24 protein-coding genes are annotated in these 23,777 nt (G+C 52.3%); 9 read left to right on the forward strand and 15 right to left on the reverse strand.

Features of this window, described 5'->3' with window-relative positions; translation table 11 throughout:
• Positions 1–19 precede the first annotated feature (19 nt).
• Positions 20–472 carry a YhcH/YjgK/YiaL family protein gene (locus OGX86_RS02415; RefSeq protein WP_079934456.1) on the reverse strand — a complete coding sequence of 151 codons (453 nt, stop codon included), beginning with the start codon at positions 470–472 and terminating at the stop codon, positions 20–22.
• Positions 473–710: 238 nt separating this feature from the next.
• On the opposite strand from OGX86_RS02415, the gene pyrL reads away from it, so the two are divergent.
• The 4 genes from pyrL (at position 711) to ridA (ending at position 2,722) form a co-directional block, all read left to right on the forward strand.
• On the forward strand, positions 711–812 hold the full coding sequence (pyrL, locus tag OGX86_RS02420; protein WP_003025819.1) for a pyr operon leader peptide: 102 nt from the start codon (positions 711–713) through the stop codon (positions 810–812).
• Between the two features lie 36 nt (positions 813–848).
• Positions 849–1,784: an aspartate carbamoyltransferase gene (gene pyrB / locus OGX86_RS02425; RefSeq protein ID WP_003025818.1), complete on the forward strand. Its 936-nt coding sequence runs from the start codon at positions 849–851 to the stop codon at positions 1,782–1,784.
• A 13-nt stretch (positions 1,785–1,797) separates the two neighbouring features.
• The gene (gene pyrI, locus OGX86_RS02430; RefSeq protein ID WP_003025816.1) at positions 1,798–2,259 is read left to right on the forward strand and encodes an aspartate carbamoyltransferase regulatory subunit; all 462 of its coding nucleotides are present in this window, start codon (positions 1,798–1,800) and stop codon (positions 2,257–2,259) included.
• Positions 2,260–2,335: 76 nt separating this feature from the next.
• Entirely contained in the window at positions 2,336–2,722 is a 387-nt protein-coding gene (ridA, locus tag OGX86_RS02435; protein WP_000047544.1) for a 2-iminobutanoate/2-iminopropanoate deaminase, read from the forward strand.
• Positions 2,723–2,756: 34 nt separating this feature from the next.
• Here ridA and OGX86_RS02440 read toward each other — a convergent pair whose 3' ends face one another.
• The 8 genes from OGX86_RS02440 to mgtL form a co-directional block, all read right to left on the reverse strand.
• Complete coding sequence (locus tag OGX86_RS02440) at positions 2,757–3,125, reverse strand: hypothetical protein (protein WP_286639230.1); 369 nt, start codon at positions 3,123–3,125, stop codon at positions 2,757–2,759.
• Positions 3,122–3,541 (reverse strand): hypothetical protein, encoded by a 420-nt coding sequence (locus OGX86_RS02445; protein WP_048227185.1) that lies wholly within the window; start codon positions 3,539–3,541, stop codon positions 3,122–3,124. The genes OGX86_RS02440 and OGX86_RS02445 overlap by 4 nt, the downstream gene beginning before the upstream one ends.
• Positions 3,534–4,208, reverse strand: coding sequence for a hypothetical protein (locus OGX86_RS02450; RefSeq protein ID WP_286639233.1), 675 nt, complete (start codon positions 4,206–4,208; stop codon positions 3,534–3,536). Before OGX86_RS02450 ends, OGX86_RS02445 begins: the two co-directional genes overlap by 8 nt.
• A gap of 193 nt (positions 4,209–4,401) precedes the next feature.
• Positions 4,402–5,688 (reverse strand): TRAP transporter large permease, encoded by a 1,287-nt coding sequence (locus tag OGX86_RS02455; RefSeq protein WP_003830349.1) that lies wholly within the window; start codon positions 5,686–5,688, stop codon positions 4,402–4,404.
• Between the two features lie 30 nt (positions 5,689–5,718).
• Positions 5,719–6,228, reverse strand: coding sequence for a TRAP transporter small permease (locus OGX86_RS02460; protein WP_020996255.1), 510 nt, complete (start codon positions 6,226–6,228; stop codon positions 5,719–5,721).
• 62 nt (positions 6,229–6,290) lie between these two features.
• A complete protein-coding gene (locus OGX86_RS02465) occupies positions 6,291–7,268 on the reverse strand; it encodes a TRAP transporter substrate-binding protein (protein ID WP_048215053.1) in 978 nt (325 codons plus the stop codon).
• A 375-nt stretch (positions 7,269–7,643) separates the two neighbouring features.
• Positions 7,644–10,352, reverse strand: a complete 2,709-nt coding sequence (mgtA, locus tag OGX86_RS02470) for a magnesium-translocating P-type ATPase (RefSeq protein ID WP_410741990.1) — start codon at positions 10,350–10,352, stop codon at positions 7,644–7,646.
• 144 nt (positions 10,353–10,496) lie between these two features.
• Complete coding sequence (gene mgtL / locus OGX86_RS22715) at positions 10,497–10,550, reverse strand: mgtA regulatory leader peptide MgtL (protein WP_223240846.1); 54 nt, start codon at positions 10,548–10,550, stop codon at positions 10,497–10,499.
• A gap of 191 nt (positions 10,551–10,741) precedes the next feature.
• On the opposite strand from mgtL, the gene treR reads away from it, so the two are divergent.
• From treR to nrdG, 5 genes are all read left to right on the forward strand, one after another.
• Positions 10,742–11,689 carry a trehalose operon repressor TreR gene (gene treR, locus OGX86_RS02475; protein WP_286639235.1) on the forward strand — a complete coding sequence of 316 codons (948 nt, stop codon included), beginning with the start codon at positions 10,742–10,744 and terminating at the stop codon, positions 11,687–11,689.
• A 157-nt stretch (positions 11,690–11,846) separates the two neighbouring features.
• Positions 11,847–13,265: a PTS trehalose transporter subunit IIBC gene (gene treB / locus OGX86_RS02480; protein WP_286639238.1), complete on the forward strand. Its 1,419-nt coding sequence runs from the start codon at positions 11,847–11,849 to the stop codon at positions 13,263–13,265.
• Between the two features lie 49 nt (positions 13,266–13,314).
• Positions 13,315–14,967 carry an alpha,alpha-phosphotrehalase gene (treC, locus tag OGX86_RS02485; protein ID WP_286639241.1) on the forward strand — a complete coding sequence of 551 codons (1,653 nt, stop codon included), beginning with the start codon at positions 13,315–13,317 and terminating at the stop codon, positions 14,965–14,967.
• Between the two features lie 408 nt (positions 14,968–15,375).
• The gene (nrdD, locus tag OGX86_RS02490) at positions 15,376–17,514 is read left to right on the forward strand and encodes an anaerobic ribonucleoside-triphosphate reductase (RefSeq protein WP_048215057.1); all 2,139 of its coding nucleotides are present in this window, start codon (positions 15,376–15,378) and stop codon (positions 17,512–17,514) included.
• A 184-nt stretch (positions 17,515–17,698) separates the two neighbouring features.
• Positions 17,699–18,163 (forward strand): anaerobic ribonucleoside-triphosphate reductase-activating protein, encoded by a 465-nt coding sequence (gene nrdG / locus OGX86_RS02495; RefSeq protein WP_168978611.1) that lies wholly within the window; start codon positions 17,699–17,701, stop codon positions 18,161–18,163.
• A 3-nt stretch (positions 18,164–18,166) separates the two neighbouring features.
• Here nrdG and OGX86_RS02500 read toward each other — a convergent pair whose 3' ends face one another.
• From OGX86_RS02500 to OGX86_RS02525, 6 genes are all read right to left on the reverse strand, one after another.
• A complete protein-coding gene (locus tag OGX86_RS02500; RefSeq protein ID WP_048227188.1) occupies positions 18,167–18,451 on the reverse strand; it encodes a type II toxin-antitoxin system RelE family toxin in 285 nt (94 codons plus the stop codon).
• Positions 18,441–18,683: a type II toxin-antitoxin system RelB/DinJ family antitoxin gene (locus OGX86_RS02505; protein WP_003830370.1), complete on the reverse strand. Its 243-nt coding sequence runs from the start codon at positions 18,681–18,683 to the stop codon at positions 18,441–18,443. Before OGX86_RS02505 ends, OGX86_RS02500 begins: the two co-directional genes overlap by 11 nt.
• A gap of 77 nt (positions 18,684–18,760) precedes the next feature.
• The gene (locus OGX86_RS02510) at positions 18,761–20,674 is read right to left on the reverse strand and encodes a BglG family transcription antiterminator (protein ID WP_286639244.1); all 1,914 of its coding nucleotides are present in this window, start codon (positions 20,672–20,674) and stop codon (positions 18,761–18,763) included.
• A 21-nt stretch (positions 20,675–20,695) separates the two neighbouring features.
• The gene (dagF, locus tag OGX86_RS02515) at positions 20,696–21,436 is read right to left on the reverse strand and encodes a 2-dehydro-3-deoxy-phosphogluconate aldolase (RefSeq protein WP_048215061.1); all 741 of its coding nucleotides are present in this window, start codon (positions 21,434–21,436) and stop codon (positions 20,696–20,698) included.
• A complete protein-coding gene (locus OGX86_RS02520) occupies positions 21,433–22,551 on the reverse strand; it encodes a DgaE family pyridoxal phosphate-dependent ammonia lyase (protein ID WP_128316769.1) in 1,119 nt (372 codons plus the stop codon). Before OGX86_RS02520 ends, dagF begins: the two co-directional genes overlap by 4 nt.
• A complete protein-coding gene (locus OGX86_RS02525; protein WP_048227192.1) occupies positions 22,535–23,668 on the reverse strand; it encodes an amidohydrolase/deacetylase family metallohydrolase in 1,134 nt (377 codons plus the stop codon). The genes OGX86_RS02520 and OGX86_RS02525 overlap by 17 nt, the downstream gene beginning before the upstream one ends.
• Positions 23,669–23,777 lie beyond the last annotated feature (109 nt).

Genomic DNA, 23,777 nt, shown 5'->3' on the forward strand with positions numbered 1-23,777 from the left:
CCGCCCCCGGCAAATACGCTTATGCCACGCGCATTTTCACCACGGCTTTGCGTACCAGCGCTGGAGCACCGACCGCGCACAGCGGTTTATGCACTTCGCCCGGATAGAACACCACGAAATCACCTTCGTTCAGCACCACCGTTTTCTCCTGTCCCCCTTCCGGCAGGAAAGCGATATCTTTATCCGCCAGCCAGTCAGTTTCCGGCGCGCCCGCAGGCTGCGTGCTGAAGGTCATGCCTTCCTGACCTTTGAGCAGGATCTGAATATCCAGATAGCGCGCGTGATACTCAGCGCGGCGCTGTGCAAACGGCTCCGTCATATCTTCAGCAATCAGATAAAACAGGCGATCGCCGTCGATGTCGTGCTTACCCTTTTCCGTCGCATCCGTCACATGCGCTTTAATGTGTTCAATCGCCTGACGCAGCTCTTCCGGCAGCCAGGCATCCAGGTTGTGAATATTGCCGACAATCATCTTAAACCCCTTAATTAAAACATCGTTTCATTTTAGTTGTTATACGAAAAAACGGTCTGCCATACTACTGCTATTTGCCGATATTTTGCGTCAACGCATGTTTATCTCATTGTTGCTGTTTGGCATTCAGGGTGAATGAATATTCATGAGAATCGTTTGCGATGAATAATTTGTGAATTTTTCGCTTGATCCCATAACGGAGCTGAGTATAATCGCGGACAATTTGCCGGGAGGATGTATGGTTCAGTGTGTACGACATTTTGTCTTACCGCGTCTGAAAAAGGACGCTGGCCTGCCGTTTTTCTTTCCGTTGATCACCCATTCCGAGCCCCTCAATTGAGGGGCTTTTTTTTTGCCCAGGCGTCAGGAGATAAACATGGCTAACCCGCTCTATCAAAAACACATCATTTCCATAAACGACCTCAGCCGCGATGACCTCAATCTGGTCCTCGCAACAGCGGCGAAATTAAAAGCTAACCCACAGCCGGAGCTGTTAAAGCATAAGGTTATCGCCAGCTGCTTCTTTGAAGCCTCAACCCGCACCCGTTTATCCTTTGAAACCTCCATGCACCGCCTGGGCGCCAGCGTGGTGGGTTTCTCTGACAGCAGCAATACCTCTCTGGGCAAAAAAGGTGAAACGCTGGCCGACACTATTTCCGTCATCAGCACCTATGTCGACGCCATCGTAATGCGCCATCCGCAGGAAGGCGCCGCGCGCCTGGCTACGGAGTTCTCCGGTAACGTTCCGGTACTGAACGCAGGCGACGGCTCCAACCAACATCCCACCCAAACGCTGCTGGATCTGTTCACCATTCAGGAAACTCAGGGTCGCCTGGACAATCTGCACATCGCCATGGTGGGTGACCTGAAATATGGCCGCACCGTCCATTCCCTGACCCAGGCGCTGGCGAAGTTCGAAGGTAACCGTTTCTACTTCATCGCCCCGGACGCGTTGGCGATGCCGCAATACATTCTGGATATGTTGAATGAAAAAGGTATCGCCTGGAGCCTCCACGGCACTATTGAAGAGGTGATGGCGGAGGTCGATATCCTCTATATGACCCGCGTACAAAAAGAGCGTCTGGACCCGTCCGAATACGCCAACGTGAAAGCGCAGTTTGTTCTGCGCGCCAGCGATCTGAACGGCGCCAGAGCAAACATGAAGGTACTGCATCCGCTGCCGCGTATTGATGAGATCACCACCGACGTCGACAAGACGCCGCACGCCTGGTATTTCCAGCAGGCTGGCAACGGCATCTTCGCCCGCCAGGCGTTACTGGCACTGGTACTGAATAGCGAACTGGCACTGTAAGGGAGAAAAAGAGATGACACACGATAACAAACTGCAGGTTGAAGCCATCAAACGTGGCACCGTGATTGACCATATTCCCGCACAGGTTGGTTTTAAGCTGCTGACGCTGTTCAAACTGACGGAAACCGACCAGCGTATCACCATCGGTCTGAACCTGCCGTCAGGCGAGATGGGCCGTAAGGACCTGATTAAAATTGAAAACACGTTCCTGACCGATGAGCAGGTAAACCAGCTCTCCCTGTACGCCCCGCAGGCAACGGTAAACCGCATTGACGATTACGACGTGGTGGGTAAATCTCGTCCGAGCCTGCCTGAGCGTATCGACAATGTACTGGTTTGCCCGAACAGCAACTGTATCAGCCATGCTGAGCCGGTTTCCTCCAGTTTTGCAGTGAAAAAGCGTGCTGATGACATCGCACTCAAATGCAAATACTGTGAAAAAGAGTTTTCGCATTATGTGGTGCTGGCCAACTAATTGGGGTTGGTTATGAGATCCCGGCTCCCTATAATGAGCGGGAACATTCTACTACCGCTGTAATTCAGGAGAAATCATGAGCAAGACTATCGCGACGGAAAATGCACCAGCAGCAATCGGCCCATACGTTCAGGGCGTTGATCTGGGTAGCATGGTAATCACTTCCGGTCAGATCCCGGTCGATCCGAAAACCGGTGCCGTAGCGGAAGACGTGTCCGCTCAGGCACGTCAGTCGCTGGAAAACGTAAAAGCTATCGTTGAAGCAGCAGGCCTGAAAGTGGGCGACATCGTAAAAACGACCGTCTTCGTAAAAGACCTGAACGATTTCGCAACTGTAAACGCGACCTACGAAGCGTTCTTCACCGAACACAACGCGACCTTCCCTGCGCGTTCTTGCGTAGAAGTTGCCCGTCTGCCGAAAGACGTGAAAATCGAGATTGAAGCGATCGCCGTTCGTCGCTAAGTCTTATTAGAGAGCCCTGCTCTGGCAGGGTTCCTTAAGTATTGCAGCCTATAACTGAAAAAATCAATTCTCTTCCATTATACTTTAAGGTAATGGTTTCATTTTCGATTATCCCCACTCCCCAATTATATAATTCCATTTCCCCTTTCTGCTGTAAGTCTATATTCTCTGAGAAACAGGTTTGTCCTAAAACCCAGTTCAACCTTGAACTATAAACATTAAATTTAATATCATCATCACTATCATTTTTCATCTTTTCCAATGTATAAACTATCTTATTGTGAATATTAAAACTAACAATATTGTTATATCTTTCAACTGAATTAATAGAAAAAACACAGATAAACATTATAATTAGTAAAAAAAATATTTTTAGAGTAGTTCGTCTTATAAAAGTGTTCATTGATCATGTCCCCATAAAAAAGAATAGCCAGATGAACCAATGAGCGCTTTATTTTTTTCCTGACACTTAATTACCCCCCATTTCTCTGCGACCAAGGATATATCATTTTCATGTGCAATTTTACGGTAAACGTACCGGTAAGGCTGAAATGGATCGTGTAGAGGAGTGTTCATTTCCCTTACAATAATATTCCCAGACGATTTCTCCAAATAAACATATAAACCATGCCAAGATAAATTCTTTGCATAGTGGGTATTTGAATCATCGTTACGGCACCATTGTACAACCAGAAGATAGTGACTTTCACGCACGGGTAACCAGCAAACCGAAATAATATACAGCATATAACAAAAGGCACAAACTAAAGCGAAAGTGAGTATTTTTTCCATGTAAAATAAAGTGCTATGCTCAGTCATGCCATTTTACCTCTGACTCAATGGCACCAAAAATATTGTACTCTCTGGCCAGACACTCCTGATGAAACCTCCCCATAAAAGTATCACTCACAGGAACGACACTACCTAAACGAACGCCAGAATTTGCGACACTTACATTCCAGTTATACCTGTCAAAAAACTTAAACTGAAATGTCAAATTATAACTACATAATCTACTACCATTGCTCATCTTATTTTTATATTTATCTTCGGTAATTTGCACCCGACCTTTACCCCAGTATTGATAACCTCCCATAGCATAAAACAAGTCTGGATCGCTAGAAATAAAATCATCAGTATTAACATGCGCAGAAGTAAACTCATGTTGACCTGGCGGTAATGTTTTACAAAAACTCTTTGCCTCATTCAATAATTGTACATAATTATCCCTTAACTGGGCTGATTTTCCCATTATATCAGTTAAGTTAATATGTATGTCTTCACCCGTATTTTGCAAATAATGCAGTAAATTTTCTCGTGAAAAAGGATAGCGATACTTTAAATATAAGCTCCCATCAATCAACTGCTCCAGGTAATATTTATAATAATAAAATTGATCTGAAAAATGCCCCGCACTACACCATTCACCACTTCCAACATCAACACTATATTCAGGTTCCTCTCTCCCCAATATATAACCGATCATAATACTTCCTAAGAATAATTAACATGACAAGATGTTAACATTTATAATCTAGCATATTCTGTTGGAAGACACTGGCAATGCCATAATTCAGAAAATATTTAGCTGTATTGGGTGAAACACAAAAAAAAACGGGCATGGAAGCCCGGAATGAATTTAGGTTGGCCCGGTAAGCGCGAGCGCCACCGGGCATTTATCACATCACACCAAACAGTTTCGGCAGGAACAGCGAAATCGCCGGAATGTACGTCACGAGCATCAGCACCAGGAATAGCACAAGGTAGAATGGCAACATCGCCTTCACCACCTGCTCTATTTTCTGTTTACTCACCGCACTGGCCACAAACAGCACCGACCCTACCGGCGGCGTAATCAGGCCGATCCCTAAGTTCACCAGCATGATCATACCAAAATGAACCGGATCAATGCCGAGCGCGTTGGTCACCGGCAGCAGAACCGGCGTCAGAATAAGGATCAGCGGTGCCATATCCATCAGCGTACCGATCAGCAGCAGCATGATGTTAATACACATCAGGATGACGTATTTGTTGTCCGAGATGCTGGTGAAGGCTTCAGTGATACGCATCGGCAACTGCATATAGGTCATGACGGCACCGAACGCGGCGGCAAAGCCTATCAGGATCATGACGATAGTGACCGTTTTCACCGTGCGGAACATCAGCTTCGGCAGCTCAGACCATTTATAGTCACGATAGATAAACATGGTGACAAAGAAGGCCCACAGGCAGGCAATTGCCGCAGACTCCGTTGCGGTAAAGATACCTGACAGGATACCGCCCATGATGATCACAACGGTCATCAGGCCCCACAGCGTATCAACGAAAATCTTCAGCGCCTGGCGAAACGGTACACGCTCTCCTTTTGGATAACCGCGCTTGTGCGCGAACGCCACACACATCACCATCAGGCTGAGGCTTAACAGCAGCCCCGGCAGGATCCCGGCGATGAACAGCGCGGCAATCGACACCGTGCCACCGGTTGCCAGCGAGTAGATAACCGAGTTATGGCTGGGCGGCGTAAGAATCGCCTGTACCGAACCGCTGGCCGTTACCGCTGCGGCAAAGTCACGCGGATAACCTTTTTTATCCATCTCCGGGATCATTACCGAACCGATGGACGCGGTATCCGCCACGGACGATCCGGAAATAGCACCAAAAAAGGTTGATGCCACAATATTTACCAGCGACAGTCCGCCGCGGATAAAACCAACAAAAATATAGGCAAAGTTCACCAGTCGCCGCGCAATTCCCCCTTCGGCCATAATAGCCCCGGCCAGAATAAAGAATGGGATCGCCAGCAGCGAAAACTTATTCACCCCACTGGTCAGTTGGATCATTACCGCTTCCAGTGGAATATCTATGTACCAGGCCCCAATGATGGCGCTAATGCCAACTGCGTACGCTACCGGTACCCCAATCGCCAGCATAATGCCGAGCGTAAAGACGAGAATAAATGCATCCATCTGCTTTCCTTTCTGAAATGGGGGCGGTAACTAGCTGGTCGATCCCAGCATGACAACGGGACGTTGGTACTGCGGACCACGGAAAATCTTTTCAGCGATAAACAGCAGCGTTATGGCAGAGCCTATCGGCAACGGAAGATAGTTTTGCCCGGCGCTTAAAAGCGGGAATTCCGCCACGGGCTGGTCCCACAGTTCAAGACAGAGATTGGTTCCGTACCACAGAATGAACAGACTTATCGCCACCAACATAACGTCAGCGATTACCGAGCAATAACGGCGGGAAGCATCCCCCAGACGGTCAATCACCATGCTCACCGCGATATGCGAGCCTGCACGATAGCTCACCGCCGCGCCAATAAAGGTGAATGTCACCATACAGAGAATAGCGACGGGTTCAGGCCATGACAGGGCGTTATTCAGAACATAACGCGCGAATATGCCAATGGGGATAATGGCGACCATGACCAATAATGCGATACCGGCAATCCACATTGACACCCGATAAAGAAAATCCATTACCGATGAATAGCATTCACCCATAATTATCACCTCGAATTAATCAAAAGATTCAGGCGGAGGGTTGATATCCTCCACCTGATGAATTACTTCACATCCTGAATACGTTTGATCAAATCCTGGTGGTCTTTACCATAATTATCCCGCACTGACTGCGTGGCTTTATAGAAATAATCCGTATCAATATCGTGAAACTGAACGCCGTTGGCTTTCATGGTCTCCAGTGATTTCGCATTATAATCCTGCCAAAGTTTTCGTTGCTCTATCTGTGCTTCCTTGGCGAGTTTAATAATGAGATCCTGATCTTCTTTTTTCAACTTATCCCATTTAGCTTTCGAAAACAGAAAAAGCTCAGGAATAATAAAGTGTTTGCTCCAGGTATAGTTTTTCACGACCGGCAAATAGTTATGCGCAACAAACGTTGGCGGGTTATTTTCCGTGCCATCAATAACGCCGGTCTGCATGCCGCTAAATACTTCACTGACGCCCATGACAACGGAGTTAGCGCCCATCGCTTTCAGGGTATCCAGCGCTATCGGACTTCCTTGAACACGGATTTTCATACCGTGTAAATCTTCCGGTTTCACCACCGGATTTTTAGTGATCAGGTTACGCGTGCCGGCATCCATCCAGCCGAGAAACACCAGCCGCGATTTGGTATTGGCCGTCAGACGATCGCCAATTTCCTGCCCGATCATGCCGTCGAGAACCTTATGCAGATGGTCCTCATCACGGAAAATATATGGCAGGGTAAACACGTTAATTTCAGGGAGAATGGCGGCAACAGGCGTCATTGAGACACGAATAATATCGATAGCGCCTAATTGCGCCTGTTCAATCATCTGTTTTTCATCGCCTAACACGCCACCAGGAAATGTTTTAATCTCCAGACGGCCGTCGGTCGCAGCGCTAAGTTTTTCCCCCATATGTTTCACTGCGACAACGTTCGGGTAATCAGCCGGATGCACATCTGCGGCGCGAAAAGTTTGTGCCAGCGTTGCATGACTCGCCAGGAATACAGACGCGCCAATACACAGACTTAACAGGTTTTTTGTCAGTTTCATTTGTCCTTCTCCAGAAGTTCATAATATCCATTAACAGGAATAGCTTGCAGAGCAAATGACTGCCGGAATTAAAAACGGGCAGCGAGAAACTTTCTTAACGACGTTACCTGCGCAGACTAACTGGTGTAACAATTTATTTCGATGACTGCGTTCACAAAAAATCGCAGACGCTTAAAATTTTTAGCACACTGTTTCATTTTTGCAATGCAGATCGTTTTATTGATAAAAAAACAACGCAAGGAAGGCGATTTGATACTAATAACACCCGTTAGCATTTCAATAAAAATAAAACACTAATGTTGCGAGGTAATATCTTCGAATGAAAATGAGGAATGCAGGATGGTATTAACACCATCCTGCTGAGGCGTTTGATGTTTACTGCCAGCCGTAGCGACGGCTATAAAAACCTTTCACTAATTGAGTCAATGTCATGTAACCCGCCAGAATCGCAATCAGCCACGGGAAGTAGCTCAGCGGCAATGCCTGCAATTGCAGATAGCTGGCCAGCGGCGAGAACGGTAATGCAATGCCGACAACCATCACCACCAGCGTCATCAACATCAGCGGCCACGCGGCGCGGCTCTGGATGAACGGCACACGACGGGTACGGATCATATGCACAATCAACGTTTGCGACAGCAGGCCCACCACGAACCAGCCAGACTGGAACAACGTCTGATGTTCAGGCGTATTGGCATGGAAGACGAACCACATCAGGCAAAAGGTCAGAATGTCAAAGATCGAGCTGATCGGTCCAAAGAAGATCATAAAGCGGCCCAATTCGCTGGGATTCCAGCGCTGCGGCTTTTTGATCTGCTCTTCGTCGACGTTATCAAACGGAATCGCCACCTGGGATACATCGTACAGCAGGTTCTGAATCAGTAAGTGCAGCGGTAACATCGGCAGGAACGGTAAGAAGGCGCTCGCCACCAGTACGCTAAACACGTTACCGAAGTTTGAACTGGCCGTCATTTTGATGTACTTCAGCATGTTAGAGAAGGTACGGCGTCCTTCAATCACCCCTTCTTCCAGCACCATCAGGCTCTTTTCCAGCAGGATGATATCCGCCGCTTCACGTGCAATATCAACCGCGCCGTCAACGGAGATACCAATGTCCGCCGCGCGCAGCGCCGGGGCATCGTTTATACCATCGCCCATAAAGCCGACCACATGGCCTTCGCGCTTGAGCAGCGTGACAATGCGCTCTTTGTGCATTGGCGTCAGACGGGCAAACAGAGTGGTGCGCTGAGCAAGCCGAGCCAGCTCATCATCGCTTAACCCTTCAATGCTGCTACCGATAACCACATCGCCCGCATCCAGGCCCACTTCATGACACACTTTTGCCGCCACCAATTCGCTATCGCCAGTGAGGATTTTCACCGTAATGCCGCTGGCTTTCAGCGCTTTAAGCGCAGGTGCGGTGGTCTCTTTCGGCGGATCGAGGAACGCAATATAGCCTTCGAGGATCAGATCTGATTCATCAATACGCTGGTAATCACCTTCACGCGCTGGCAGGTATTTCGTCGCCACAGCCACCACACGCAGCCCCTGGCGGTTCAGCGTGTCCGTAACGCGTTTCACCCGACGCAGCATGTTGTCATCTAACGGGACTATCTCACCGTTGTGACGCACCTGGGTACACACGCTGAGGATCTCCTGTAGCGCCCCTTTACAGACCAACTGGTGCACATCGGTTTCTTCTGCCACCACTACCGACATGCGGCGACGTTCAAAATCAAACGGGATCTCATCGATTTTCTGCCAGCGAGTCGAGAGCTGGCGGGCTGATTCTTCGTCCACACCTTCCAGCACCGCCGTATCCAGCAGATTCTTCAGCCCGGTCTGATAATGGCTGTTCAGCCACGCAGAATGCAGGACATGTTCGCTGGGTTTACCAGAGATATCCGTATGATTCTCAAGTACAATTTTATCCTGAGTCAGGGTGCCGGTTTTATCGGTGCACAGAATATCCATCGCGCCAAAGTTCTGGATAGCGTCGAGGTGTTTAACGATAACCTTTTGTTTTGACAGCTTCACCGCCCCACGCGCCAGCGTTGAGGTGACGATCATCGGCAGCATTTCCGGTGTCAGTCCCACCGCCACAGACAGGGCAAACAGCGCCGCTTCCCACCAGTCTCCTTTGGTGTAGCCGTTGATGATAAGCACGATGGGCGCCATCACCAGCATAAAGCGGATCAGCAGCATGCTGACGCGGCTGATCCCTTTCTGGAAGGCATTCTGCTCGCTTTCCTGCTCGCTGACGCGACCGGCCAGTTGCCCGAACCAGGTATTGGCTCCGGTTGAAATCACGATGGCCTGCGCCGTGCCGCTCACCACGTTGGTGCCCATAAAGCACAGGGTATCGCATTCCAGCGGGTTGCTTTGCTGCGGATCGCGACTGGTTGCCACTTTCTCCACCGGCAGCGATTCACCGGTCAGCGCAGCCTGGGCCACGAACAGGTCACGAGCCTGCACCACGCGCAGATCGGCTGGGATCATATCCCCTGCCGCCAGCTTGATAATATCGCCTGGAACCAACTGGTCGATCGGCAGTTCAACCCAGCCGTTCTCCCCTTTCTCGTTGATGACGCGCAGCACCGTGGCGGTGTTGCTGACCATCGCTTTCAGCGCATCAGCCGCTTTGGTGGAACGCGCCTCTTGCACAAAATTCAGCAGCGTAGAGATGACGACCATCAGGGCGATAACGCCAGCGGCAAACAGATCTTCGGTGGCATAGGAAATCGCCCCGAGAATGGTCAGCAGTATATTAAACGGATTGCGGTAGCAGACCCACAGATGCACCCACCAGGGCGACGGCTTCTGCGCCGGCAACTGGTTCTCGCCATGTATTTCGCGGGCGTTCTCGACTTCTGCGGCGTTTAAGCCTTCCGGATGAGCGCCGAACGTTTTCCACAGCGCGTCTTCGTCCATCAGCGCCATTTTCAGGCAATGTTCGCTTAGCGATGGCGGGATCGGCGTGCTGGCAACGGTCTGAGCATTCGGCAATGGATCACGATGCACCAGACGATGCGGTAAATGGCGGTTTAGCCGGGCAAACAGCTGGCGGGTCATATTTTTGAACATAGGCAGTCCCTCTGCACCTGTATAAACAGGCGCAGTAAATCCTTCAGGCGTGGCAAAGCCTTGCCTGGTGGCAATATTAAAATCACAACAGGGACGTCAGAACGTCACTGTCTTACTGCTCCGGTAAGACAGTGAAAGACAGGCTTACCGGAAAGGGTTGTTTCTCCATCTCGGGAGAGGGGTGGGATCGGGATCCATATAGCCTCCGGTAAGTGAATGATTTGCGTCGCGGATTATACGCAGAAAACCATAAGGTTTGTGGCAATTATGGCGGTATGATAAACCATGGAAACTAAACCAAACGTATACCAGACTTTGCCCATTGCGCCGCGCTTGAGTAAAGTTATTCTCTATTTGGCATAACTTCACACGCAACACGGGAAAACAGGATGCAAAATCGGCTGACCATTAAAGACATCGCCCGCTTAAGCGGTGTGGGAAAATCAACCGTTTCCCGTGTGCTCAACAATGAAAGCGGCGTGAGTGAACGCACCCGCGAACGCGTTGAGGCGGTGATGAATCAGCACGGTTTTTCCCCTTCCCGCTCCGCACGCGCCATGCGCGGACAAAGCGACAAGGTGGTGGCGATTATCGTCACGCGCCTGGATTCTCTTTCAGAAAATCTCGCCGTGCAGACCATGCTGCCCGCCTTTTATGAACAGGGCTACGATCCGATCATGATGGAAAGCCAGTTCTCGCCCGAGCTGGTTGAAGAACATCTCGGCATGCTCAGACGCCGCAACATTGATGGCGTGGTGCTGTTTGGTTTTACCGGCATTACTGAAGCCATGCTCGCCTCCTGGCAGGATTCTCTGGTGCTTCTGGCAAGAGATGCCAAAGGCTTTGCCTCCGTCTGCTATGACGATGAGGGTGCCATTCGTACCCTGATGCAGCGTTTATACGAACGCGAGCATCGCCATATTAGCTTTCTTGGTGTTCCGCATAGCGATGTGACCACTGGTAAACGCCGCCATGAGGCCTACCTGGCATTCTGTAAAAAACACAAACTACATCCTGTGGCCGCGCTGCCGGGTCTGGCCATGAAGCAGGGCTATGAGCAGGCCGCCAACGTCATCACCCCGGAAACCACCGCCTTAGTCTGTGCGACGGATACCCTTGCCCTTGGGGTCAGCAAATATCTGCAGGAGCAGCGGATTGAGAACCTGCAGTTGGCAAGCGTGGGCAGCACGCCGCTGATGAAATTCCTCCATCCGGAAATTATCACCGTCGATCCAGGATACGCCGAAGCCGGGCGACAAGCGGCCTCGCAGCTGATCGAACAGATCAACGGCCGTAGCGAACCACGACAAATCGTTATTCATTCCACCCTCTCCTGATCGCTTTCTGAGCATTAATTTGTGATCTTCGCTGCGTTTCGGGAACGTTCCCATTTTTAAATATTCATCGAAGATATACTCTGGCGCCAACAACGAGAGAGTTGCCGAATGACGACGCAACAGCGTCTTTTCCGGTCTACGGGGAACACACACCATCATGAGCAAAATAAAACAAGCAGACATCGACCGGCTAATTGAGCTGGTTGGCGGGCGCGACAATATCGCTACGGTGAGTCACTGCATTACTCGCCTGCGTTTTGTCCTGAGTCAGCCTGCAAACGCGAGGCCGAAAGAGATCGAATTGTTGCCAATGGTCAAAGGCTGCTTCACCAACGCCGGGCAGTTTCAGGTGGTAATTGGCACCGAGGTGGGCGATTACTACAAAGCGCTGTTGGCGACAACCGGTCAGGCCAGCGCCGACAAAGAGCAGGCAAAGAAAGCGGCGCGGCAGAATATGAAATGGCACGAGCAGTTGATTTCTCACTTCGCGGAGATCTTCTTCCCTCTGCTGCCAGCACTGATTAGCGGCGGCCTGATCTTAGGTTTCCGTAACGTGATCGGCGATCTGCCCATGAGTAACGGGCAGACGCTGGCGCAGATGCATCCTTCGCTGAAAACCCTCTATGACTTCCTGTGGCTGATTGGCGAAGCGATCTTCTTCTATTTGCCGGTCGGGATTTGTTGGTCGGCGGTCAAGAAAATGGGCGGTACGCCGATCCTCGGTATTGTGCTGGGCGTGACCCTGGTTTCTCCGCAACTGATGAACGCCTATTTGCTCGGTCAGCAGGTGCCGGACGTGTGGAACTTCGGCCTGTTCAGTATTGAGAAAGTGGGCTACCAGGCGCAGGTCATTCCGGCACTGTTGGCCGGGCTGGCGCTCGGATTTATTGAAACACGTATGAAGCGTATCGTCCCGGATTACCTGTATCTGGTGATCGTCCCGGTGTGCTCGCTGATCCTTGCGGTATTCCTTGCGCACGCCTTTATCGGTCCATTTGGCCGCATGATCGGCGACGGTGTCGCGTTTGCGGTCCGTCATCTGCTGACCGGCAGTTTTGCTCCGATTGGCGCGGCGCTGTTCGGCTTCCTGTACGCCCCGCTGGTGATCACCGGTGTGCATCAGACCACGCTGGCTATCGACATGCAGATGATTCAGAGCATGGGCGGTACGCCGGTATGGCCACTGATCGCCCTGTCGAATATCGCTCAGGCCTCTGCGGTGGTCGGGATCATTATCTCCAGTCGCAAACACAACGAACGTGAAATTTCCGTTCCTGCCGCGATCTCCGCCTATCTCGGGGTAACTGAACCAGCGATGTACGGGATCAACCTGAAATACCGCTTCCCAATGCTGTGCGCGATGATCGGCTCCGGTCTCGCCGGACTGCTGTGCGGCCTGAACGGTGTGCTGGCGAACGGGATTGGCGTCGGCGGTTTGCCGGGCATCCTCTCCATCCAGCCGACTTACTGGCAGGTCTTTGGCATGGCGATGGTCATTGCGATTGTCATCCCAATGGTACTGACCTCATTCGTTTACCAGCGTAAACACCGTCTGGGCACATTACAGATTGTCTAACTTTTCTTCGGGGCGCAGTTGCGCCCCAGCGTATTTCCAGGAAACAACCATGAATATTCCCCACTGGTGGCAAAACGGCGTTATCTATCAGGTTTACCCCAAGAGTTTTCAGGACACCACCGGCAGCGGCACCGGAGATTTACGCGGCGTGACGCAGCGCCTCGACTATCTGCAAAAGCTGGGCGTTGATGCCATCTGGCTGACGCCGTTCTATATTTCACCGCAGGTTGATAACGGTTACGACGTCGCAGACTACACGTCTGTCGATCCGGCCTACGGCACTCTGGCAGACTTTGACGAAATGGTGGTGCAGGCGAAAGCACGCGGCATCCGTATTATTCTCGACATGGTGTTTAACCACACCTCAACCCAGCACGCCTGGTTTCGTGAAGCGCTGGATAAAGACAGCCCGTATCGTCAGTTTTATTTCTGGCGCGACGGCACGCCAGACTGCCCGCCAAATAACTGGCGCTCCAAGTTTGGCGGCAACGCCTGGGGCTGGCACGCCGAAAGCGAGCAGTACTATCTACACCTCTTTGCTCCGGAACAAGCCGACCTGAACTGGGAAAACCCGGCGGTCCGCGCCGAGTTAAAGAAAGTGTGCGAGTTCTGGGCCGATCGCGGCGTGGACGGACTGCGCCTCGACGTGGTGAATCTTATCTCTAAAGATCAGGACTTCCCGAACGACCCCGACGGCGATGGACGCCGTTTTTATACCGACGGCCCACGAGCGCATGAATTTTTGCGTGAGATGAACCGCGATGTTTTTACCCCACGCAACCTGATGACGGTCGGCGAAATGTCTTCCACTACGCTTGAACATTGCCAGCAGTACGCCGCACAAGATGGTAGTGAACTGTCGATGACCTTTAACTTCCACCACCTGAAAGTAGATTACCCCAACGGTGAGAAGTGGACGTTAGCAAAACCCGATTATCTGGCGCTAAAAGCCCTGTTCCACCACTGGCAGCAGGGCATGCACAATCAGGCATGGAACGCGCTGTTCTGGTGTAACCACGATCAGCCACGCATCGTGTCGCGTTTTGGCGATGAAGGTAAATACCGCGTTCCGTCGGCCAAAATGCTGGCGATGGTGCTGCATGGCATGCAGGGCACACCCTACATCTACCAGGGTGAAGAGATTGGCATGACCAACCCGCACTTCCGCCAGATTACCGATTATCGCGATGTGGAAAGCCATAACATGTTTGCCGAGTTGAACGGCCAGGGACGCGATGCGCAAGAACTGCTGGCGATCCTCGCCAGTAAATCACGCGATAACAGCCGCACGCCGATGCAATGGGATAGCAGCAAACACGCGGGCTTCACCCGCGGCGAGCCATGGATCAATCTGTGTGACAACGCGGCAGACATCAACGTGGCGGCAGCACTGAACGATACCGACTCGGTGTTCTACACCTATCAGAAGCTGATCGCCTTGCGCAAAGCGGAGCCGGTTATCACCTGGGGCGACTACCAGGATCTGCTACCGGACAGCCCGAATCTGTGGTGCTATCAACGAGAGTGGCAAGGGCAGCGGCTGCTGGTCATTGCCAATCTAAGCGATACCTTCCAGAACTGGCAGCCATCCCAGACCGACGGAAACTGGCAGGTGCTGATGCACAACTATGCCGAGGTTGCCAGCCAACCTGGGGACATGACACTGCGTCCTTTTGAGGCCGTCTGGTGGTTGCAAAAATAGCTTGCAATTATGTTCAGGCCCGGTACGCATAGCGCTACCGGGCGTTGCTACATACGCTTAGCTTAGCTTCCTGTTTTTGTTGAATAATTAATCAGAATTTTCTGCCCACAATTTACAATCGCTGTACTGCCCGTCATCTGTACGCTCCGATTTTTACTTTGCGCTACATCAAATAAATCGTAAACATCCTTGATGCAAATCACTACATATAGAACTTAAAATGCACGCCGACCCAATATGTTGTATTAATCGACTACAATTGCTACAACTACAGTGCACCGTTTAACGGTGGAATTGTGGATAAAGTGGGTCAGGATTGCGGGAAGTCATTGGCCAGATAGATGAATAAAGCCATGGCCGCTTCTCCAACCTCTGTGGATAACCTGTTCTTATAAATATGGAGTGATCATGACACCGCATGTGATGAAACGAGATGGCTGTAAAGTGCCGTTTAAATCAGAGCGCATCAAAGAAGCCATTCTGCGTGCAGCTAAAGCAGCGGGAGTCGATGACGCAGATTACTGTGCCACCGTCGCAGAAGTCGTTAGTAGCCAGATGAATGAGCGCAGCCAGGTCGATATCAACGAGATCCAGACAGCGGTAGAAAACCAGCTGATGTCTGGTCCGTACAAACAACTCGCCCGTGCGTACATCGAATATCGCCACGACCGTGATATACAGCGTGAAAAACGTGGCCGTCTGAACCAGGAAATTCGTGGTCTGGTTGAGCAAACCAACTCTGCTCTGCTGAACGAAAACGCCAACAAAGACAGCAAAGTGATCCCGACCCAGCGCGACCTGCTGGCCGGTATCGTCGCCAAACACTATGCGCGTCAACACCTGTTGCCGCGTGATGTCGTCCAGGCGCACGAGCGTGGTGATATTCACTATCACGATCTCGACTACTCTCCGTTCTTCCCAATGTTTAACTGCATGCTGATCGACCTGAAAGGTATGCTGACGCAGGGCTTTAAGATGGGTAACGCGGAGATTGAGCCGCCAAAATCCATCTCCACCGCGACGGCCGTCACCGCGCAAATTATCGCGCAGGTTGCCAGCCATATTTATGGCGGTACCACCATTAACCGTATTGACGAAGTTCTCGCACCGTTCGTGACCGAGAGCTTTAATAAGCATCGCAAAACCGCTGAAGAGTGGCAGATCCCAGATGCCGACGGTTATGCGCATTCCCGTACCGAGAAAGAGTGCTACGACGCATTCCAGTCCCTTGAGTATGAAGTGAATACCCTGCATACCGCCAACGGTCAGACGCCGTTCGTCACCTTCGGTTTCGGCCTGGGAACCAGCTGGGAATCGCGTTTGATCCAGCAGTCCATTTTGCGTAACCGCATTGCTGGCCTGGGTAAAAATCGTAAAACCGCCGTGTTCCCGAAACTGGTGTTTGCGATTCGTGACGGTCTGAACCACAAGTTTGGCGATCCGAACTATGACATCAAGCAGCTGGCGCTGGAGTGCGCGAGCAAGCGTATGTATCCGGATATCCTGAACTACGATCAGGTGGTTAAAGTGACCGGCTCCTTCAAAACGCCGATGGGCTGCCGCAGCTTCCTGGGCGTATGGGAAAACGAGAACGGCGAACAGGTCCACGATGGCCGTAACAACCTCGGCGTTATCAGCCTTAACCTGCCTCGTATCGCGCTGGAAGCTCATGGCGATGAAACCACCTTCTGGAAACTGCTCGACGACCGTCTGATCCTGGCGCGTAAAGCGCTGATGACCCGCATTGCGCGTCTGGAAGGCGTGAAGGCCCGCGTTGCACCAATCCTGTATATGGAAGGGGCCTGCGGCGTGCGTCTGAAAGCAGACGATGACGTGTCAGAAATCTTTAAAAACGGCCGCGCGTCGATTTCTCTGGGTTACATCGGCATTCACGAAACCATCAACGCGCTGTTTGGCGACAAACACTTGTACGACAGCGAGCAGCTTCGCGCTAAAGCTATCGCCATTGTGGAACGTCTGCGTCAGGCGGTCGATCAGTGGAAAGACGAAACCGGCTACGGCTTTAGTCTGTACAGTACACCAAGTGAAAACCTGTGCGATCGTTTCTGCCGTCTGGATACCGCCGAGTTTGGCGTGGTGCCGGGTGTTACCGACAAAGGTTACTACACCAACAGTTTCCACCTCGACGTGGAGAAAAAGGTTAACCCGTACGACAAGATCGATTTTGAAGCGCCGTACCCGCCGCTGGCGAATGGAGGTTTCATTTGCTACGGCGAGTACCCGAACATTCAGCACAACCTGAAAGCACTGGAAGACGTCTGGGATTACAGCTATCAGCACGTGCCGTATTACGGGACCAACACGCCAATCGATGAATGCTACGAGTGCGGCTTTACCGGTGAGTTCGAGTGCACCAGCAAAGGCTTTACCTGCCCGAAATGTGGTAACCACGACGCCGCGCGCGTGTCGGTCACTCGCCGCGTATGCGGTTATTTAGGCAGCCCGGACGCTCGTCCGTTTAACGCCGGTAAGCAGGAAGAAGTGAAGCGCCGCGTTAAGCATTTAGGTAATGGGCAGATAGGTTAATTTCGACAGTATTATTGCCCGGCAATGCGATGCTTTTCGGGCCATTTTTTCCGCAACGCAATTCACGTCTTAGCAAGGCAGCAAATGAGTGGGTCCCGGGGAGCTTACATAAGTAAGTGACTCGGGCGCACGAATGCAGCTAACGCAGCTATGGCGCGAATTGATAAGCGGATGAGAAGCAAAAATGAGGTTTCATCAATATTACCCCGTCGATATCGTTAACGGCCCAGGAACCCGCTGCACCCTGTTTGTGTCGGGATGCGTGCACGAATGCCCCGGTTGCTATAACAAAAGCACCTGGCGACTCAATTCTGGCCAGCCGTTTACCAAAGAGATGGAAGACAAGATCATTGCCGATCTGAACGACACGCGGATCCCTCGCCAGGGTATTTCGCTGTCCGGCGGCGATCCGCTGCATCCGCAAAACGTGCCGGATATTCTGCAACTGGTACAGCGTATTCACGCTGAGTGTCCGGGAAAAGATATCTGGGTGTGGACCGGCTACAAGCTTGATGAACTCAACGCCGCACAGATGCAGGTGGTGGATCTCATCAACGTGCTGGTCGATGGCAAATTTGTGCAGGATCTTAAAGACCCGGCGCTGATCTGGCGCGGCAGCAGCAACCAGGTTGTACATCATTTGCGTTAATCGCTAAAGCCGTTTGTTTGCATCGTGATAAACGGCTGAATGTTCTCGCTTACCTACCGCGACAACAAACACGACCACAACCTCATCCCGAACCTGGTACACCAGACGGTACCCGGACGATTTAAGCTTAATTTTATAGCAGTCAGGAAGACCATTTAAACGGGCAGAGTCAATTCTGGGGTTCAACAACACGTCGGCCAACTTCTTCTTAAACTGAGTCTTCACCGTATCACCCAGTTTATGCCACTCTTTTAAGGCTCTCGGGTCGAATTCCAGCTCATAAGTCATCCAGACTAACCTTGATTCCCTTTTGCGGGCTGGCAAGCCTTTCCCGGACTGTCTGAATGAGTGCATCTTCACTGTCGCTAAGGGTGACGGTTTTCACCGGCATGCGCCCCGTTTCCGCGACGTACTGAAACAGTAATCGCACAGCTTCCGTTGGAGTAATATTCAGTTTTTCCAGCACGGCATAAGCCTCATTTTTGAGTTTGTCATCCAGACGGACGTTCAGCGTGGCCATTATGCCTCCAGTAAAATCGAATGTGTAATGCAGTTTAGCATTACATTCGCATTACATCGAATTCTGGATAACGCTTCTCAAAAACGGCTCACACACTCCATCGCAACCGCTTTGAACTCGGTGAAATGACGGCACGCGCAGAGCCGCGTCATCGCGCGTTCGCGCAGGAAGGTGACGAAGATATCGTAGATGGCCATCGCTTCTTCGTATTCACTCTTACTGATGGCGAGCAAGAAGATCACGTGGGCCGTTTCATCGCCCCAGGCGATACCCTGTGGGGCGAGGATGGTGTAGACCACCGTTTTCTTTGCCAGCAGACCAAGGGCGTGCGGCAAGGCAATGCTATCACCCAGCATGGTGCTGACGATGGCCTCACGCTCAACCACCGAATCAAGAAACTCTGCGTCGACAAAACCTTCATCCTGCAACTGACGACATAATGTTTTGAACAACGTTTGTTGATCCATTGGCTCGTCAACCACACGAAAATGGGCGGCATCGAAGAATTTGTTCAACATCCACGGACGGGTTCTGTCGACCAGCACCAGTTTGCCAATTTGCTCCAGTTGATAATCGGTAGGGAATGGCGCAATCATCACCACCGGCTTATCTTTTTCACCGATCCGCGCGGTAGAGATGACAAAATCTTCGCTGATGCTTTCCCGCTGTTCGTAGTCGCGCAGCGTTACGGTATCGACGATCTCTATCTGCGGATACTTACGCGCCAGCACCGCCTCAATCATCCGCGCCATCGCATTTCCGGCATCGCATACCAGCAGAACCTTCGGCTGTCTCTGGTAACCGATGTTGTAACTACGCTCCAGCCCAACACCGATATGCAGCACGAGGAAGCCAATCTCATTTTCACTGATGGTGTACGGCGTATATTTTCCCCATCCCGAGACGGCGGCCAGCGTCATGTCCCACGCCATGGGGTAGTGCTGTTTAATATTTTCCAGCAGCGGATTGGGGATCATTATCTGGTAACGCACCCGGGTGATCATCGTCTTAATATGCGTCAGCAGGTCAGCATGCAACTGTTTGTCATTCAACAGGTTGTAGTTGTACTGGGTGTTGATAAAACGCAGGATGTAATTGACCAACGCTTCGTCATCATCCGCATTGATAGCACTGGGCGCGATCTCCTGAACCTGGCGGGCAGCAATATGCACCTGTAGCCAGTTTTCTTCGGAAACGGAAAGCGGTTTGTCTGCCAGGCGGTGCAGTACCGCCGCGATTTCCCGCGTGGCCAGGCACACCGATTGATCGGCTTCTTCTGCGGCAAAATCCGGGAGTGGATATCCTTCGCTAATCCGCCGTACCGCCACCGCGCAGTACAAGCGTAAAAACAGCTCGCCCTCATCGGTCAGACGAATATGGAAACGGGCAAAAATATCCTGCAAAACAGGTTGCAACTGTTCAGGGAGCCCCGCATTCAGCGCTTCTTGCGTCACTAACGGGTGCTGCGGATCCTGCTGCGCCAGCGTCCACAGCAGATCGGTCAAACAGGCGCGGATCGCCATTTCGCTGCCGAACAGCTTCATGCCGTGACGGGGACGAGTTTCCAGCGTCAGATGATAACGTTGCAGATGCTCGCGCACCTCAGCCATATCGTTTTGCAGCGTCGCTCGGCTGATAAACCATTCATCAGCTAAATCTTCCAGCTTCAGTGAGAAAGCCGATGTCAGAAAACGTACCACCAGCCAGTGTATCCGTTCCTGGCTGGTGCGTGGGATGCGCAGCAACGTATTGGGCTGCTGCGTTTGCAGGGTGTGAAAGCTTGCCGGGTCGTCAATTTTGAGCTGATATCCATTACCCCGGCTGAGGACAAACTGTGCGCCATACTGGGTGAGCAGCGCGTTTAGCGCGGTGATATCCGCCCGTACGGTGCGTGTGGAAACCGACAACCGCTGCGCCAGCTCGTCCTGTGGAAGCGCTTCGTTTTGCAACATGGCAAACAGCTGTGCTAAACGTTGGTTGGGGAATCGCACGTCAGTTTCCTCATCAGTCAGTTAGCCTACGCAGGCCCGGGTCATCGCCATCAGTTGGCGTACGTCGTCCGGACGAGTGTTACCACTCACCTTATCAATAATCGAACTATAGATGTGAGGAATGATTTTACTCACTCCGGCATCGAGGGCAATTTGCAGGATTTCAGTGAAATTATCCAGATCGATACCGCCGGTTGGCTCCAGCCAGAAGTCATGACGGGCGCAGGCCTGCGCGACCGCAATGTACTCGTCACGACATTTCAGGCCGCCCATCGGGAAGTATTTAATTGAGCTACCGCCCATGTCTTTGAGCAGCGCAATCGCGGTTTCTACCGACACAATACCGTCCGGCGACTGGCTGCTTAGCGGACCAGTGGAGATTTTCACCCTGCCCGGCGTGCCGGTTGGCGAGACCAGACCGTTGACCACTGTCTCCTGCTGGCCCAGCAGCGCGCGACTGGTAGCCACGCCGGTAAAAACCTGATTGACATGCTGTGGCTGCACCTGACGGGAGATTTCACTCACCATCGCCGACTGGTTAGGATCGCCCGCCCCCAGCCCCACGGAGAGCGCATTGTCGATAAGGGCCGCGTATTCACGCATATCCGCTACCGCGCTTGCGACATCCGGGTAATTTTTTGACAACACGCCAACCAGCACGTGTCCTTCCGCCGCCGCATAAATGTCCCGGGCATTTTCTTTGGAGCCTGCCAGCACGTTCAGGCAGACGCGGTCACGATAAAAGTTAGGGGTCAGTTTCATGCTTCTTTCTCCTGCGAAATCACTTCACCAATTCGACGGGCCACAATCTCCAGCTGCGCACGATCGACGCTGCGCACATCGGCTTCGATAATGCCTTCATTGGCTTTGTAACCACGGAAGTAAATCGCGTACTCCCCCTGTTTCAGCGCATCGACCAGTTCCCCCGTGGCGATCCCGGTGACCGCTTCATCAAACTTAATTTCCGTGCGCGCGATGTCGCGCCCTGCACTATCCCACACCACGCGGGCGCTCACGCCGTTAAGCTGGTTCAAGGCATTAATGAACGGCGTCATTTTCTCGACCATCTCCGCGCCGCTCTCTTTCTGCGCGTTCAGATACAGTTCGATGGCGCAGGTCAGGCCAAGAATTCCCTCTTTGCCCACCTTCATCGCCCGGCCAATCCCAGCCGTCTGGCGCTTCACCCACTCAACGTATTGGGTTTTACCAATCACCAGACCACTGGTTGGTCCTTCTATCGCCTTGGCGCCGCTATAAATCACCAGATCTGCACCAACCCGGTAGTAGCACTGCAAATCCTCTTCCGCCGCCGCGTCCACGATCAGCGGCAGATTATGCGTACGCGCCACCACCGCAGCCTGCTCCACGCTGAGCATACTTTTCTGGACGCAGTGGTGAGATTTGATATACAGAATGGCCGCCGTACGCGGTGTAATGGCCGCCGCCAACTGTGCCGCGGAACATTCGTTGGCATAACCGGCTTCCACTAACTTGCCGCCGCCAAGCGCTACCATGGTGCCCACCGGTGCGCCAAAGTTGACGTTGTGACCTCTGGGCAGCACGATTTCGTTGTTCTCGATGGGCGTGACGTGCAGGTTCTCCAGCAGCCAGTCGCTGTCTTTAACCAATACGCCAGCCACCGACAGGGCAATCCCGGCCGAGGCGCAAGAGACAACCGTTGCCCCCTCCACTTCCAGCAATTTCGCGATGTAGTCGCCAGTTTTATTGACCAGGTCTTTCATCTCGAAATAGTGGTTCATCCCCGCCATCGCGGCTTCAACCACTTCTGGTCGCGGCGTGGAAACGCCGAGCGCCGTCATGCGGCCGGAGGTATTAATCACCTGTTTTAAATCGTATTTCTCAAAAATCGAAGGCATGTTCCGCGCTCCCTTGTTCGGTCATATAGCCCTTGCCCGCACGTATTGCGGCAAGCGGCACCAGCAGTTGTTCAGCCTGCAGGCTGTCGTTTTCTGCATCTACCAGCACGGTTGGCTGGCGCTTAAGCGTAAAGAGGGTTAAATCGGCGTCCAGACCGACCTGCAGCCGCCCCTTCTGTTTCAGGCGCAGACCATCGGCGGCATTGGCGGTAACGCATTCAATGACCTGCGGAAGCGACATCCCAATGGCGAGGAATTTCGACATCACATTCGCCAGGGAATGCACCGGGCCGCTGATACGGTTACGACAGTAAATATCGGAGCTGATGGTGTGCGGCAAAATACCCAGTTCGATAGCGCGTTTTGCCACCGCAAAGCTCAGGCTGGCGGTGCCATGCCCAACGTCCAGACGCACGCCGCGTGAAATCGCCCGCGTCACTGACACCCGCAGCTCGCCTTGCGGCGTCAGAATGCGATTCGGCTTACCGTTGTAACAGTGGGTAATGATGTCACCTGCGCTCAGGCGCTCGGCGATCTCATCCAGGTCCGGCGGGTTGTTGCCGATGTGCACCATCAGCGGCAGATCACCGTTCTGCGCTTGCATCGCTTTGGCGCGATCCAGCGGCGTGATGCCATTTTCACCGACTACGCTGCTGCTCATACGTGCCTTCAGACCGACGATAAAATCAGGGTGGCGTTTCACCGCCTCTCGCACCGCATCAGCGTCAATATTGGCCATGTTGGCCAGCTCATTCTGGGCGATAAGCCCAACGCGGGAGATATTCAGCAACGCGTACACTTCGGTGGCAGCTTCCCGGGTCAGGGTGTAAAAATCGTCGATGTCATCCGCCCCGGTGCTGCCCGCATCCACTACGGTAGTGACGCCGGTCGCAATACCAACGCTATCCGGCTGGTCGTGGTAAATCGGGGATTTCGGGTAGCAATGAACGTGGGAGTCAATCCAGCCTGCGCTGACGTAGCACTCACCGCCCAGCTCGATGGTTTTCAGCGCCGGGCCATCAACGTCGCCCAACGCCGCGATCTTGCCGTCTTTGAGCGCAATATCGCTCACCGTATCGTCAACGAGGCGCGCACGGCGCAGGAGTAAATCAAACATGTCTCTCTCTCCTGTTGAAATGGGGGCGGTCGTGTAGGCCTGATAAGCGCAGCGCCATCAGGCGTCATTGCCGGATGGCGGCTGCGCCTTATCCGGCCTACAACGACAC

Origin of the sequence: Citrobacter sp. Cpo040 (assembly GCF_030332915.1) — a bacterium.
In the GTDB taxonomy this organism is placed as follows: domain Bacteria; phylum Pseudomonadota; class Gammaproteobacteria; order Enterobacterales; family Enterobacteriaceae; genus Citrobacter; species Citrobacter portucalensis.

What these genes read in the sequence shown, in the direction of transcription:
- OGX86_RS02415 (WP_079934456.1), bottom strand. Translation starts at nt 472, where the DNA reads ATGATTGTCGGCAATATTCACAACCTGGATGCCTGGCTGCCGGAAGAG.
- pyrL (WP_003025819.1), top strand. Translation starts at nt 711, where the DNA reads ATGGTTCAGTGTGTACGACATTTTGTCTTACCGCGTCTGAAAAAGGAC.
- pyrB (WP_003025818.1), top strand. Translation starts at nt 849, where the DNA reads ATGGCTAACCCGCTCTATCAAAAACACATCATTTCCATAAACGACCTC.
- pyrI (WP_003025816.1), top strand. Translation starts at nt 1,798, where the DNA reads ATGACACACGATAACAAACTGCAGGTTGAAGCCATCAAACGTGGCACC.
- ridA (WP_000047544.1), top strand. Translation starts at nt 2,336, where the DNA reads ATGAGCAAGACTATCGCGACGGAAAATGCACCAGCAGCAATCGGCCCA.
- OGX86_RS02440 (WP_286639230.1), bottom strand. Translation starts at nt 3,125, where the DNA reads ATGAACACTTTTATAAGACGAACTACTCTAAAAATATTTTTTTTACTA.
- OGX86_RS02445 (WP_048227185.1), bottom strand. Translation starts at nt 3,541, where the DNA reads ATGACTGAGCATAGCACTTTATTTTACATGGAAAAAATACTCACTTTC.
- OGX86_RS02450 (WP_286639233.1), bottom strand. Translation starts at nt 4,208, where the DNA reads ATGATCGGTTATATATTGGGGAGAGAGGAACCTGAATATAGTGTTGAT.
- OGX86_RS02455 (WP_003830349.1), bottom strand. Translation starts at nt 5,688, where the DNA reads ATGGATGCATTTATTCTCGTCTTTACGCTCGGCATTATGCTGGCGATT.
- OGX86_RS02460 (WP_020996255.1), bottom strand. Translation starts at nt 6,228, where the DNA reads ATGGGTGAATGCTATTCATCGGTAATGGATTTTCTTTATCGGGTGTCA.
- OGX86_RS02465 (WP_048215053.1), bottom strand. Translation starts at nt 7,268, where the DNA reads ATGAAACTGACAAAAAACCTGTTAAGTCTGTGTATTGGCGCGTCTGTA.
- mgtA (WP_410741990.1), bottom strand. Translation starts at nt 10,352, where the DNA reads ATGTTCAAAAATATGACCCGCCAGCTGTTTGCCCGGCTAAACCGCCAT.
- treR (WP_286639235.1), top strand. Translation starts at nt 10,742, where the DNA reads ATGCAAAATCGGCTGACCATTAAAGACATCGCCCGCTTAAGCGGTGTG.
- treB (WP_286639238.1), top strand. Translation starts at nt 11,847, where the DNA reads ATGAGCAAAATAAAACAAGCAGACATCGACCGGCTAATTGAGCTGGTT.
- treC (WP_286639241.1), top strand. Translation starts at nt 13,315, where the DNA reads ATGAATATTCCCCACTGGTGGCAAAACGGCGTTATCTATCAGGTTTAC.
- nrdD (WP_048215057.1), top strand. Translation starts at nt 15,376, where the DNA reads ATGACACCGCATGTGATGAAACGAGATGGCTGTAAAGTGCCGTTTAAA.
- nrdG (WP_168978611.1), top strand. Translation starts at nt 17,699, where the DNA reads ATGAGGTTTCATCAATATTACCCCGTCGATATCGTTAACGGCCCAGGA.
- OGX86_RS02500 (WP_048227188.1), bottom strand. Translation starts at nt 18,451, where the DNA reads ATGACTTATGAGCTGGAATTCGACCCGAGAGCCTTAAAAGAGTGGCAT.
- OGX86_RS02505 (WP_003830370.1), bottom strand. Translation starts at nt 18,683, where the DNA reads ATGGCCACGCTGAACGTCCGTCTGGATGACAAACTCAAAAATGAGGCT.
- dagF (WP_048215061.1), bottom strand. Translation starts at nt 21,436, where the DNA reads ATGAAACTGACCCCTAACTTTTATCGTGACCGCGTCTGCCTGAACGTG.
- OGX86_RS02520 (WP_128316769.1), bottom strand. Translation starts at nt 22,551, where the DNA reads ATGCCTTCGATTTTTGAGAAATACGATTTAAAACAGGTGATTAATACC.
- OGX86_RS02525 (WP_048227192.1), bottom strand. Translation starts at nt 23,668, where the DNA reads ATGTTTGATTTACTCCTGCGCCGTGCGCGCCTCGTTGACGATACGGTG.